This window comes from Janthinobacterium sp. NFX145, assembly GCF_049810325.1.
Taxonomy (GTDB): domain Bacteria; phylum Pseudomonadota; class Gammaproteobacteria; order Burkholderiales; family Burkholderiaceae_D; genus Janthinobacterium; species Janthinobacterium rivuli.
On record NZ_CP187360.1, the window covers coordinates 3029755 to 3042832 of the forward strand.

The 13078-nt window shown below is 64.9% G+C and carries 8 protein-coding genes; 1 reads left to right on the forward strand and 7 read right to left on the reverse strand.

Translation table 11 applies throughout. The features are described 5' to 3' along the window. Positions 1-86 precede the first annotated feature (86 nt). Positions 87-1193 (reverse strand): acyltransferase family protein, encoded by a 1107-nt coding sequence (locus ACPJXG_RS13640; protein ID WP_425254568.1) that lies wholly within the window; start codon positions 1191-1193, stop codon positions 87-89. A 264-nt stretch (positions 1194-1457) separates the two neighbouring features. On the opposite strand from ACPJXG_RS13640, the gene ACPJXG_RS13645 reads away from it, so the two are divergent. Continuing rightward, the gene (locus tag ACPJXG_RS13645) at positions 1458-2963 is read left to right on the forward strand and encodes an anion permease (protein ID WP_425254569.1); all 1506 of its coding nucleotides are present in this window, start codon (positions 1458-1460) and stop codon (positions 2961-2963) included. A 25-nt stretch (positions 2964-2988) separates the two neighbouring features. Here the strand turns inward: ACPJXG_RS13645 and ACPJXG_RS13650 are convergent, their stop codons facing one another. The 6 genes from ACPJXG_RS13650 to ACPJXG_RS13675 form a co-directional block, all read right to left on the reverse strand. Further along, positions 2989-5529: an EAL domain-containing protein gene (locus tag ACPJXG_RS13650; protein ID WP_425254570.1), complete on the reverse strand. Its 2541-nt coding sequence runs from the start codon at positions 5527-5529 to the stop codon at positions 2989-2991. Next, the gene (locus ACPJXG_RS13655; protein ID WP_425254571.1) at positions 5526-9188 is read right to left on the reverse strand and encodes a response regulator; all 3663 of its coding nucleotides are present in this window, start codon (positions 9186-9188) and stop codon (positions 5526-5528) included. The genes ACPJXG_RS13650 and ACPJXG_RS13655 overlap by 4 nt, the downstream gene beginning before the upstream one ends. Before the next feature lie 37 nt (positions 9189-9225). Beyond that, positions 9226-10383, reverse strand: a complete 1158-nt coding sequence (locus ACPJXG_RS13660; protein WP_425254572.1) for an ABC transporter substrate-binding protein — start codon at positions 10381-10383, stop codon at positions 9226-9228. Positions 10384-10503: 120 nt separating this feature from the next. Then, positions 10504-11511 (reverse strand): NADP-dependent oxidoreductase, encoded by a 1008-nt coding sequence (locus ACPJXG_RS13665; protein WP_425254573.1) that lies wholly within the window; start codon positions 11509-11511, stop codon positions 10504-10506. Positions 11512-11548: 37 nt separating this feature from the next. Further along, positions 11549-12358 carry an oxidoreductase gene (locus ACPJXG_RS13670; protein ID WP_425254574.1) on the reverse strand — a complete coding sequence of 270 codons (810 nt, stop codon included), beginning with the start codon at positions 12356-12358 and terminating at the stop codon, positions 11549-11551. 103 nt (positions 12359-12461) lie between these two features. Continuing rightward, complete coding sequence (locus tag ACPJXG_RS13675) at positions 12462-13070, reverse strand: TetR/AcrR family transcriptional regulator (protein ID WP_425254575.1); 609 nt, start codon at positions 13068-13070, stop codon at positions 12462-12464. Positions 13071-13078: the final 8 nt, after the last annotated feature.

Below are 13078 nucleotides of genomic sequence, written 5' to 3' on the forward strand. Positions count from 1 at the left end.
CGGTGCCGACATTATAGTGCGAATGGCAAGCCGGGGCTGGAAATGGGCCGGAAATGAGCGGTGGGCATGCGGACTCTTGACCTGGCTCACTTTTCCGCGGCACGCCGCCAGCGCTGGCGGATGGCGGCATTGGCCGGTTCGGACACGTAGCGGGCCACGAGGGCGGCAGCCAGCGCCGTTGCGGCCAGGAACAGCGCCAGCCACGGCAGGCGCTCGGCGTAGGCCAGGCCCGCCTTGTCCACTACATTGCGCATGCCGGCCAGCACGATAATATGGAACAGATAGAGTTCGTAGCTATGGCGGCCCAGCCATTGCAGCGGGCCGGGCCGTCGCTGGCTGGCCGGTCCGGCCGCCACGCCGCCAAGGATGAAGGCGGCGCTGGCTACGGCGACCAGGGTAAAACCGAACACCTCATGGCCACCGATGCCGCGCACATACACGGCCGCCAGGGCCAGGCCCGCTGTCCAGCGCAAGAGTCGCCCGATCCGCGCGCTTGGTTGCCAGCGTTGCGTCAGCATGGCCGTCAGGCAACCGATGGCGATGGCGTCGAAGCAGGCGATATAGCCGTACATGAAGTCAATCTCGTTGTCCGCATGCAGGCTGCGATACACGGGGCCGGCGACGATGGCGGCGCCGCACAGCAGCATGATCGCCTGGCGCCGGCGCAGGATGCGGCACGACAAAGGCAGCAGCAGATAAAACATTTCCTCGACGGACAAGGACCAGTACACATTCAGGCAGTAATTGAAATAGCCGGCGCTTTGCATCAGCACGTTATGCCAGAAGGTCAGCACGGAGGCGATGGCGATGACGAAATAGCTGGCGGGCAAATCCTTGCCGCCGTCCGAGTTGGCAAAGTAGGGCACGTCCAGCACGCCCAGCAGCACGATGATGGACAGGGCCAGCAGCAGCGATGGCAGCAGGCGGGCAATGCGGTAAAGATAGAACGCCGCCAGGTCGATGCGCGCCAGGTCGCCCCAGCGCTGCAGCGAGGTCGAGGTGATCAGATAGCCGGAAATGACGAAAAACATGGTCACGCCGTAATTGCCCTGGTAGGCGGCGCGCAGCAGCCAGACGGGCAGGATTTCGAGCGGGCTGTTCTTCAAGCCGTAGGCGAGGGCGAAGTGCAGCAGCAGCACGCCCAGGATGGCGGCGCCGCGCAAGGCGTCGATATGGTGATTGCGGGTATTCAATGGTTTCCTTGTCAGCCTGTCTGGCGACTAATGGGGCAATTATGCGACATGTGTCGCTTGCCGGTCAACGATTTTACAGATAGTCGGTAACGAACGCGGCAACGGGGCACGGGCAGGGAAGTCCTGCGTGTATGATATTGCCGAACAGAATTGTTGGGCATCTGTCATCGTTGACGGCGCGTTTTTTCCTGCGCCCCGGCCCAAGACTCTGCGCGTGCCACGCCGCTTGCTACGATGCCTGACCCACAGCGAAAGGTAATAAAGATGTATAAAACAGTGCGAGACTTGTTCCTGCATTTCAAGGAAGCCGTCCCATTCCGCCTCGTCCCCGCCCTGATCTGCACCGCTTTGCTCGTGAGCATGCTATTGCTGCCGGCGCCGGACGGCTTGACGCCCAAGGCCTGGGGCCTGGTGGCGATTTTCCTCACCACGATTTTGGCGATCATCCTGAAAGTCATGCCGATCGGCGTGATGGCCATGATGGCCATCGTCATCGTGTCGCTGTCGCAAGTGACGTCGACCTCGTCCAAGGGCGCCATCACGGATGCGCTCAGCAGTTTCTCGAATCCCCTGATCTGGCTGATCGTCGTGGCGATCCTGATTTCGCGCGGCCTGAAAAAGACGGGACTGGGCAGCCGCATCGGCCTGCTGTTCATTTCCTTGCTGGGCAAGCGCACCATGGGCATCGGCTATGGCCTGGCCATTTGCGAACTGGTGCTGGCGCCATTTACGCCCAGTAACACGGCGCGCGGCGGCGGCATCGTCCACCCCGTCATGAAATCGATCGCCAACGCCTTCGATTCGGATCCGGCCAAGGGCACGGAAAAGAAAGTCGGCACCTACCTGGCCCTCGTCAACTACCACGCGAACCCCATCACGTCTGCCATGTTTTTGACGGCCACGGCGCCCAACCCGCTGGTGGTCGACTTCGTGGCCAAGGCCAGCGGCCAGAGTTTCCACCTGACGTGGACCACCTGGGCCCTGTGCATGCTGCTGCCGGGCCTGGTTTGCCTGCTGGTGATGCCTTTGATTATTTATTGGCTGTCGCCGCCGGAACTGAAAGCCACGCCCGACGCCGTCACCTACGCCAAGGCGGAACTGAAAAGCATGGGTCCGCTGTCGCCGTCGGAAAAAGTCATGCTGGGCACCTTCGCCCTGTTGCTGCTGCTGTGGGCCAACGTGCCCGCCATGCTGTTCGGTCCCGCGTTTTCGCTCGATGCGACGGTGGTTGCCTTTGTCGGCCTGTTCGTGCTGATCATCACAGGCACCATCGACTGGGATGACGTGCTGTCGGAAAAGAGCGCCTGGGACACTTTGGTGTGGTTCGGCGCGCTCGTCATGATGGCCGAGCAACTCAACAAGACGGGCGTGATCGCTTGGTTCTCGGCCGGCATGAAGGCGGCGATTGTCGCCAGCGGCATGGACTGGCTGCCGATCGCCGGCGTGCTGGTGCTGGTGTTTGTCTTCTCGCATTACTTCTTCGCCAGCACGACGGCCCACATCAGCGCCATGCTGCTGGCATTCCTGACGGTGGGCCTGCACCTGATCCCGGCCGAATACCACGTGCCGTTCATGCTGATGATGACGGCCGGCTCGGCCATCATGATGACATTGACGCACTATGCGACGGGCACCTCGCCCATCATCTTCGGCAGCGGCTTCGTGACCATGGGCAACTGGTGGAGAGTCGGCTTCATCATGTGCGTGGTGGAGCTGCTGATCTTTGCCATCGTCGGCACGACGTGGTGGAAGGTGCTTGGCTACTGGTAAGTGGTAAGTGGTAAGCGGTAAGTGGTCAGGCGGCGCGGTTGCCGATCTCGATGCCATGCGGACCCACGGGCGGGCGTTGCACGCCCGATTCGAAGCGCACGAAGGCTTCGCGCAAATGGTCTTTCAGCAAGGTTTCGTCCCAGGGCTTGGTGATGAACTTGTACACCGAGCCTTCATTGATGGCCGCCGTGACCGAATGCAATTCGGGGTAGCCGGACAACATCACGCGCACGATCTCCGGATAGATGCCCTTGATGCGGCGCAAGAGTTCGTTGCCGGACATGCCCGGCATGCGCGCATCCGTAAGGATCACGCCCACGGCATTGGCGGCCACCAGTTCCAGCGCTTCCTGCGGCTTGCTGGTGCTGAGTATCTGGTAGCCTTCCTTGCGCAGCGAGCGGCGCAGGGCGGACAGGATGTGCTCTTCGTCGTCCACCAGCAGCAGCACACGCTGCGGCGTTTCGGCATGGCAGTTCTCGGGCGGCAAATGGGTGCCGGCATGCAACATCTGATCCATCTCGGCGCCGGGCAGCGGGCGGCTGAAGTAATAGCCTTGCATGGCGTCACAGTGGTTGGTATTGAGAAATCCCAATTGCCCCTCCGTTTCCACGCCTTCGGCTACGGTGGTCATGTGCAGCGACTTGGCCATGGCGATGATGGAGCGGGTCAGCGACGCGCCATCCACGCTGTCGGTCACGTCGCGGATGAACGATTGATCGATTTTCACCACGTCGATGGGGAACTGCTTGAGGTAGGACAGGCTGGAATAGCCGGTGCCGAAGTCGTCCAGCGACAGGGTGACGCCGATTTCCTTCAACTGTTCCAATGCCTTCACCACGAGGTCGCGGTTTTGCATCAGCACGCTCTCCGTCAACTCCAGTTCCAGGCAGTGGGCCGGCACGCCGCTGTCGGCCAGCACTTCGCGCACCAGTTGCGGCATATCGGCCTGGCGGAACTGGCGCGCCGACACGTTGACGGCCATCGTCAGGTGCGTAAAGCCGTAGGCATGCCAGACGCCCAGTTGCGCGCACGCCGTGCGCAGCACCCATTCGCCGATGGGCACGATCATGCCCGTTTCCTCGGCCAGGGGAATGAAGCGGTCCGGCGGCACCAGGCCGATGCCGTCGCGGCGCCAGCGCAGCAGCGCTTCCATGCCATAAATCTTGCCGCTGGTGAGGTCGACCTTGGGCTGGTAGTGCAGTTCCAGCTCGCCCAGCGCCAGCGCCTGGTGCAGCGCGTGTTCGATTTCGGCCCGCTCCTCCACCAGCACGCCCATCTTGTGGTTGTAGAACTGGTAGCCGTTGCGGCCCTTGTCCTTGGCGCTGTAGAGGGCGGCATCGGCCGTCTTGAGCAGCATGTCGCCGCTGTCGCCGTCGGACGGAAACACGCTGGCGCCGATGCTGGTGCTCACGTGCAGGGTATGCTCGCCCAGCACGAAGGGATCGGCGAACACCGCCAGCACTTTTTGCACGATCTGTTCAGCCGTCACGATGTCGGGCAGGTCCGTCAGCAGGAGGACGAATTCGTCGCCGCCCTGGCGTGCCACGGTGTCACCCTCGCGCACCGCCAGCTTCAGCCGCCGGGCCACTTCCCGCAGCAGCGCGTCGCCCACCGGGTGGCCGTAGCTGTCGTTGACGAACTTGAAACGGTCGAGGTCCAGCATCAGGGTGGCCAGGTGCAAGCGGGTGCGTCGGGCATGGGCGATGGCCTGGCCGATGCGGTCGTTCAGCAACTGGCGGTTGGGCAAGTCCGTCAGCGCATCGTGGTTGGCCAGGTATTCGATGCGCAATTGCTGCAGCTTGCGCTCCGTGATGTCTTGCACGGTACCGCGCATCAGCAGCACCTGGCGGCCTTCGCGCACGGCTTCGGCCTGGTGAAAGACGATGCACTCGCCGCCATCCGGCTGCAGCACCTTGTGTTCCAGGCCGTAGCTGGTGCCGTTCGCATGCAGTTCCATGAAGGCATCGAGCAGCAGCGGTCGCTGGTCTTCCGGCAGGCACTGCAGCAGGCGCTCGAAGCTGGTGGGGCCGGGATCGGCGTCCAGGCCCAGGATGCGCAACAGCTCCGGCGACCAGTAGCCGTCGCCGCCGGCGACCCGGTATTCCCAGTTGCCGAGGCGGGCCAGCGCCTGCGCGTGGTTCAGGCTTTCCTGGATACGGCTCAATTCGGTGAGCGCGCTGCTGGCCCGCAGCAGGTAGCGCAGCCGGTGCGCCAGCAGCCGCCATTGCATCGGCTTGGAGATAAAATCGCTGGCGCCCGCTTCCAGCGCCTGCTTGATGGAGTCATCGTCGTCGTTGCCGGTCAGCACGACGATGGGCACGTGCGCGCCGCCGGGCAAGCGGCGCAGCTGGGCGCAGCATTCGAAGCCGCTCATGCCGGGCATGGCGACGTCGAGCAGGATCAGGTCGGGCACGCCGCGCTGAAAGGCGGCCAGCGCTTCCAGGCCGCTGGCCGCTTCCTCGATGCGGAAGCCTTCCGGCTCCAGCGCTTCCGTCACCAGGATGCGCGTCATGGTGTCGTCATCGACCACCAGGACCAGTGCTTGCGGGGGCAGTGCGGTATTCATATGGCTTCCTTCTCAATGGCCAGGGCGGCGAGGACACGGTCGAGTTCTTGCTGGATGCCGCGGATATGGTTGAGCGCGCTGCCGACGTCATTGCCGCGCGCGTATTGTTCGATTTCACGGCAGGTGGCCGACAAGCCCAGCGCGCCCACGTTGGCGCAGCTGGACTTGAGCGTATGGGCCGCCAGCTGCAGGGCCGCGGTATCGCTGGCCTCGGCGGCCACTTCCAGCTGGCCCAGCAGGCGCGGCGCGTCGCTGTAGAACAAGTCGATGATGCGGCCCAGCACGTCGGGACGGCCGGGACGGCGCATGGCGCGCAGGTTTTGCAGGGCGGCGGCGTCGAGGATGGCGCCGGGCGCCGCTGCCTTTTCCACTGTTTCCACCGTCTTCACCGTCTTCACCGTCCCGCTTGCCGCCGGCGCGGCGGGCGACGGGCGCCAGCGGGCCAGCACGGCCAGCAGGGCGGCGCGCGTGTACGGCTTGGCCAGGTAGTCGTCCATGCCCGCGTCCAGGCACAGTTCGCGGTCGCCGAGGATGGCGTTGGCCGTCAGGGCAATGATGGGTGTGCGGACACGGCCTTGCTCGGCTTCCATGCGGCGCAAGCGCCGCGTCGCTTCAAAACCGTCCATTTCGGGCATCTGGCAATCCATCAGGATCACGTCGAACGGGTAGCGCTCCCACAGGGCCAGCGCGCGCCGCCCGTTGTCGGCCGGCGTCGCTTCGTAGCCGCTGTCTTCCAGCATGGCCAGGGCGATTTCCTGGTTGATGGCGTTATCTTCCACCAATAGCATGCGCAGCGGCGCCTGGCCTGCGTCTACGGTGTCCGCTGGCGCGGGCAGGGCAGGCAGGGCAGGCATTGTTGGCGCAAGGGTGGCGTAGCCGCACACGGCTTCGATGCAGTGGCGCAGTTCCAGCGCCCGCACGGGCTTGGTCAGACAATATGCCACGCCCAGCGCCGTCACCTGGCGCAACTCGGCCGAGGCATCGAGTGAACTGAGCATGATGATTTTCAGGGCCGCCAGGCCGGCGTCGGCCTTGATCGCCCGCACCAGCTCGGGGCCATCCATGACCGGCATGCGCATGTCAATGATGGCCAGGTCGAACGGACGCCCGCCGCGCAGCGCGGCTTGCAGCAGGCCCAGCGCTTCGGCCCCGTCGGCGGCGCTGGCGGCGGCCATCTGCCACTCGATCGCGTGCTGCTGCAGGATCGTGCGGTTGGTGGCATGGTCATCGACGATCAGCACGTGCAAGGCGCCCAGCGACACGCGCGGCGGCGGCGCCGGCGGCGCGTCCTCGGGCGCCACGGTGCCCACCGCAACAGTGACGGCAAAGCTGGACCCCTGGCCCGCCACGGATTCGAGCACAATGTTGCCACCCATCATTTCCACCAGCTGCTTGATGATGGCCAGGCCCAGGCCCGTGCCGCCGTATTTGCGCGAAGTGGTGCTGTCGGCCTGGCGGAACGGCTGGAAGACGGCGGCGGCCGCCTCCGGCGCCATGCCGATGCCCGTGTCGCGTACCTCCAGGCGGATCTGGCCGGCGGCGGGACAGCTGACATCGACGGAAATCTCGCCCCGTTCGGTAAACTTGGTGGCGTTGTTGAGCAAATTGGTGAGGATCTGGCGCAGGCGCACGGGGTCGCCGCGCACGTGCTGCGGCACGTCGGAGGCGATGCGGCAGGTAAATTCGATGGCCTTGCGCTGGATGCCGTTGGCAAACAGGGCCACGACATCGTCGATCACCTGGCGCAGGTCGAAGGGGATATGTTCGAGCACCAGCTTGCCCGCCTCGATCTTGGAAAAATCGAGAATGTCATCGATGATGCTCAGCAGACTTTCGCCCGAGCGGTGTACCGTGTGCACGAAACGCTGCTGCTTGGGACTCAGTTCCGTGCGCTGCAGCAATTCCGTCATGCCCAGCACGCCATTCATCGGCGTGCGGATCTCGTGGCTCATCTTGGCCAGGAATTCTGACTTGGCGCGGTTGGCGGCGTCGGCCTCGGCCTTGGCCTGCTTGAGCGCCAGGTCGCGCTGTTCGACGTGCTCGAGCATGCCGTTAAAGCCCATGATCAATTGCCCCAGTTCATCGCTGCCATGCTGCGCCACGCGCACCGACAGCGGTTTGCCGCCGCGGATATGGGCAATCGCATGGGACAGGTGCGCCAGCGGCCTGGCGATGGAAGCGCTGATCAGCCCCGTGATGGCCACGCAGGCCAGCAGCAGGATCAGTCCGATGCCGAGAATCAGCACGAAGGCATGGCGCACGCCGTCGCGCACCTGGGCCACCGCGTCCTGCTGCTGCCCCGTGATGCGCGCCACTTGCTGCGCCGAATAGGCGGCCTGTTCGCGCTCGAAGGCGCGCACGTGGTCGATGACCTCGTCCAGCGCCTTTTCGCTGTCCAGTACGCTGCCCTTGGCTTGCACCAGCCGCTGTCCCGACCGCTCGACCTTGTCCAGGTAAGTGTTGACGCCGCGCGTTTCGGCCAGCAAGCCCAGCTGGCCTATGCTTTGCAGCAAGGTTTGCATGGTGGCCATGTCGCCGTGCAGGGTGCTGATGTGCAGGGCGATATCGTCGCCCAGGCGCGTGACGTCGCCGGCGGCCGTGGCCAGCATGACTTCGCCCACGCCGATGCTGATGGCGTCGACGGCCAGGTTGATTTCGCCGCTGGCGTCCTCGATGCGGGCCGAAGTACGCATGTAGCGGTTGGCCTGCGCCAGCCGGTCGCGCCCGATGGCCAGCTGCAGTTCGATGGGATCGAGTTCCTCGGCCAGGCGCAGGAGCGTGGAGGCCAGGGTGGCGCCGACTTGTTCCTTGAGCGCGGCATAGTGCGCCTGCTGCGCCGCGCTGGCGCCGCCCTCGGCCAGTAGTCCGGCGCGCAGGGCCAGCAAGCCGGTGGCGGGATCGAGCATCTGGCGCGCCGTGGCCAGCAGCTTTTCCCGCAGCGCCTGCTGGGCCGGGCTGATGCCGCGCTCGCCGCTTCCCGCCAGATGCGCGACGGCCGCCGTCAGCCGTTCGCGCAAGGGGGCGATGCGAAAACGGTTCTTCACGGCCTCCGTTTCGGCCAGCGCAATCTGCATGTCGAGGATGCTCTTGCGCAAGTCGGTCAGGTAGCGCGCGTTCTCGTTCAGGCGCTGGCTTTCCAGCTGCACTTCGGCGGCGGTGGCCTGGGCCTGGCTGTCGACCAGGCGGATCTTGCCGCGCGCGCCCTTGGCGGCGGCCTTGATCTGCGCCAGCACCTGGCGCATTTCCGTCGCCTGCGCCTTGTAATAAGCCTCGTTTTCCAGACGTTTGCGCACGGCCACGCGCATGCGCTGGAATTCCTGCTCGAAGGCCGAGTGGTAGCGCGGCGTTTGCAACTCGCCATGACGCCGTAATTGCTGGCTGATGCTCTCGGCGGCCTGGATATTGGCGACGATCTTGCTTGATACCTGCTCCAGCTGCGCCAGGTCTTCCGCCTTGCCCAGCTCGAAAAAATCCGATGCCATGTCTTGCACGGTATAGCGCAGGCGCAAGACGTCCGTGTACAGCGGCACGGTACGGTCGGTCAAGCCGTGCACATGGGTTTCGATGCCTTTCACCAGCAGCAGGCTGGCCGCCGCCATGGCCGCCACGCCCGCCAGCAGGACGGTGGTACTGATGATCAGCTTGGTCCTGATTTTCATGTCAGGCTCCAGGTCGCGCAGGGCAGGGGAGCGCGCATCACTTCGCGCCAGGGGCCGGGTCGGCCGGAACGATCCTGCCGTCGGCGATGCGGGTCAGGAACACGGCCGTCGACGCCTGGTGGTTGTCGGGCCGCAGCGTCACCCGCATGCCGCCCAAGTCAAGCCGGTCGAACGTTTCGAAGCTCTGGATCAGGTGCTCGCGCGTGAGGTCGGCGCCCGCGCCGCGCAGCGCCGCCACCATCAGGGTGGCCGAGATGCAGCCTTCAAAACTGACGAAAGACAGCCTGGCCGCCGGCACATGCCTGGCCAGCAGCGCGGCGCAATCGGCGGCGATGGGCAACTGGCGGTCGTCCGGCAGCGGCACCACCTGGGAAATGACGATATTGTCGCCTGCCTTGCCCAGCAATTGCAGCAGGCTGTCCGTGCCAACAAACGATACCGTGGCCAGGGCCGCCTTCAGCCCGGTCTGGCTTGCCTCGCGCACGAACGCGGCCACCGGCGTGTAGGGCCCGGCCATGATCACGGCTTGCAGGTCGTGTCCGATCAGGGCCGCCAGTCCCGCCTTGACGGCCGTCGTGCCGCGCTGAAAGGAACCCTTGGCGACGAGTTCCATGCCGCGCCGTTGCAGGGCGCGCACGGTGCCGTCGAGTACGGCATTGCCGAAGCCGTCGTCCTGGTACAGCACGCCAAAGCGTTTGACGCCGCGGCTGGTGAAATACTGCACCAGGGCATCGGATTCATCGTCATAACTGGCGCGGAAGTTGATGATTTCATGCACCACGGGGCGGCGCAAGGTCATCGCCCCCGTAAACGCGCCCACCAGCGGCACCTTCATTTCCCGGACGATAGGGATGACGGCGTTGGTGGTCGGCGTGCCCACGTTGCCGAACAGGGCGAACACCTGTTTTTCCTCTACCAGCCTGAGCGTTTCGCTGATGGCGCGGTCCGGATCGTAGCCATCGTCGGCAAGCACCAGTTCGATGCTGCGGCCATGGATGCCGCCGCGCTGGTTCGCTTCCTGGAAAACGGCCGTCGCGCCGTCGAGCATGGCTTTCCCCAGCCCCGAGGCCGCGCCCGTTTGCGCATTGACCATGCCCAGCCGGATGTGCGTATCGCTGACACCCGGTTCGGCGGCGTGGACCATGCCAGCCACGAGGGTGATAGCGAGCCAGCAGCATTCCGGGAAAACGCGCATGAGCTACCTTTATGGAGGTTGACCGGTATCAAGAGGCACACGGTTGACAACGAGTATGGAGTAAATTGCCAACAAAAAACTCACACATAGTCACAGCGCGGAAAGCAGTTCAAATATGCCTCAAGACTCGGGCAGTTGCACCACCACCTTGCCCCGTGCGCGGCCCTGCGCCAGGTAGGCCAGCGCCTGTTTCGCCTCAGCAAAAGGGAACACCTTGTCGATGACGGGGCGGATGGTTCCCGCCTCGAGCAGGGCGGCGATCTGTGCCAGCTGGCTGCCGTCGGGACGCACGAAGTGAAAGGCATAGCTGGCGCCGCGCCGCTTCGCCAGGCCGATGATCTTGCGGCTAAGCAAACCAAACACCAGTTTCAGCACCACGTTCATGCCGCGCGCGCGGGCAAAGGCGGCGTCCGGCGGACCGATCAGCGACACGATGTGGCTGCCCGGCTTGACGATGCGCAAGGCTTTTTCCAGCCCGTCGCCGCGCACCGTGCCCAGTACGGCGTCGTAGCCCTGCAGCACGTCCTCGAATGGCTGTTGCTTGTAGTCGATGACCTCATCGGCGCCCAGGCCGCGCACCAGCTCCACGTTTGCCGTGCTGGTGGTGGTGCCCACGCGGGCGCCCAAGTGCCTGGCCAACTGGATGGCAAACGTGCCGATGCCGCCGGAACCGGCTGGAATGAACACTTTCTGGCCGGCCTTGAGCTGCATGCGCTCGTGCATGGCTTGCCACGCCGTCAGGCCCACCATGGGAATCGACGCCGCCTGCACGAAATCGAGGTTGGCCGGTTTCAGCGCGGCCGCCTGTTCCGGCACGATGGCGAATTCGGCAAGGCTGCCGTGCGGCGTGTCGAAAATACTCGCATACACGGCGTCGCCCACTGTAAAACGCGTGACGCCGCTGCCGACGGCCACGACCACGCCGGCCAGATCGCTGCCCAGGGTGGCCGGCAAGCGCGTTTTCAAGATCGGCTTGAAGTCGCCCTTGGGAATCAGGTTGTCGATGGGGTTCAGACCCACGGCGTGCACCCGCACCAGCAATTCGCCGGGGCCGGGCGTGGGGCGGGGCAGTTCCACAAACGCCACGTGATCGGGGCCGCCGTATTTTTTCAGTTGCAGAGCTTGCATGCTGTTCTCTTTGTCAGGTTGAATGAAATGCCCGCGTTCACGCCAGGCGCAGGTCCTTGCGCAAGCCGGCGTCCAGCAGCGACGCGGGCATGAAACGTCGCATCAGGCGCAGGCGCGCGGCCAGCGGCCCGGCCGTGTAGCGCAATTTTGGCTCGCTTGCCTGCGCCGCCGCCAATACGCTGTCGGCCACGATGGCCGGGTCATCGGCACCGGCCATCAGCGCTTGCAGCCGGCTTGTGACGGCTGCGCTGACTTGCCGGTAGGCCGACAGCGGCGTATCGGGCGCCAGCAGATTGGCTTCGAACGTGGTTTTCGTATAGGCCGGTTCGATGACGCTGGCGCGGATGCCCCAGCCACGCACTTCATGGTCGAGCGATTCAGTGTAGCCTTCAATGGCGTGTTTGGTGGCCGAATACAGCGCGCCGTAGGGCATGGGCAAAAAGCCCACGACGGAACCGATATTGAGGATGCGCCCGCCCCCCTGGGCCCGCATGTGTGGCAGCACGGCCAGGGTCATGCGCACGACGCCAAAGAAATTCGTCTCGAAGATGGCGCGCGCTTGCGTGATGGAACTTTCTTCGGCGCCGGCCGGGGCCACGCCGAAACCGGCGTTATTCACCAGCAGGTCGATGCGGCCCTCGCGCTGCATTACCTCTGCCACGGCGGCAGCGACGGACTCCTCGCTGGTGACGTCGAGCGCCAGCATGGCGTATTGCTGGCCAGGGAGCTGCGCGCCGCTGCGGCTGGTGCCGTACACGGTATAGCCCGCTTGCGCCAGGCGCCGGGCCGTGGCCGCGCCGATGCCGGACGAGGCGCCGGTGACCAGGGCAATCTTCTTGTTTTTCATGATGTTCCTTCAGTAGTTGACAGCGTGGAATATAAAATATGACGGTCGTCATATTCTTGTTTGAAAAAAAGCCCGGGACGGATCATGGCCCAGGCCGGTACGGCTAGTCTGGTGTCTGAAACTGCGCCAGGGTGGCCGCGCACAGCGCGTCCGACAGGGCCGGCTCGTCGACGGCGCGCGCCAGGATGGTGGTGCCGATCATGGCGCACACCGTCGCCATGGCTTGCGCGTGGGCTTCCGGCTGGCCCCAGTTCGGCATCTGGCGCGCGAACAGGTCGATCATTTCCTTGATGTGGATGGTGGCGGCGCGCCGCACCTCGGGCGCCTGGCGCGGCATTTCCGAACCCAGCGCCGAGACGGGGCAACCCACCTCGATGGCGGCGATGTGTTCGGGCGACAGATAGGCGGCCAGCATGGCCTGCAGCGCCTGGCCCGGTGGGGCGGCGGCGGCTACCCGGGCTGCCAGCGCCACCGCTTCGGCGCCCGCGCGGTCTCCCGCTTCGGCCAGCAGGGCGTCGCGCGAGGCGAAGTGCGCATAAAAGCCGCCGTGCGTCAGGCCCGCTTCCTTCATGATGTCGGCCACGCCCGTGCCCGCGTAGCCGCTGCGGCGGATGGCGCGCGTGGCCACTTCGACGATGCGTTCGTGGGTGGCTTCCTTGCGGCTTTGCGCCGAGGGTTTCTTGTTGGGTAAGTTCTGCATGACGGTCATCATATCGTACT

What these genes read in the sequence shown, in the direction of transcription:
- ACPJXG_RS13660 (WP_425254572.1), bottom strand. Translation starts at nt 10,383, where the DNA reads ATGCGCGTTTTCCCGGAATGCTGCTGGCTCGCTATCACCCTCGTGGCT.
- ACPJXG_RS13650 (WP_425254570.1), bottom strand. Translation starts at nt 5,529, where the DNA reads ATGAATACCGCACTGCCCCCGCAAGCACTGGTCCTGGTGGTCGATGAC.
- ACPJXG_RS13675 (WP_425254575.1), bottom strand. Translation starts at nt 13,070, where the DNA reads ATGATGACCGTCATGCAGAACTTACCCAACAAGAAACCCTCGGCGCAA.
- ACPJXG_RS13670 (WP_425254574.1), bottom strand. Translation starts at nt 12,358, where the DNA reads ATGAAAAACAAGAAGATTGCCCTGGTCACCGGCGCCTCGTCCGGCATC.
- ACPJXG_RS13665 (WP_425254573.1), bottom strand. Translation starts at nt 11,511, where the DNA reads ATGCAAGCTCTGCAACTGAAAAAATACGGCGGCCCCGATCACGTGGCG.
- ACPJXG_RS13655 (WP_425254571.1), bottom strand. Translation starts at nt 9,188, where the DNA reads ATGAAAATCAGGACCAAGCTGATCATCAGTACCACCGTCCTGCTGGCG.
- ACPJXG_RS13645 (WP_425254569.1), top strand. Translation starts at nt 1,458, where the DNA reads ATGTATAAAACAGTGCGAGACTTGTTCCTGCATTTCAAGGAAGCCGTC.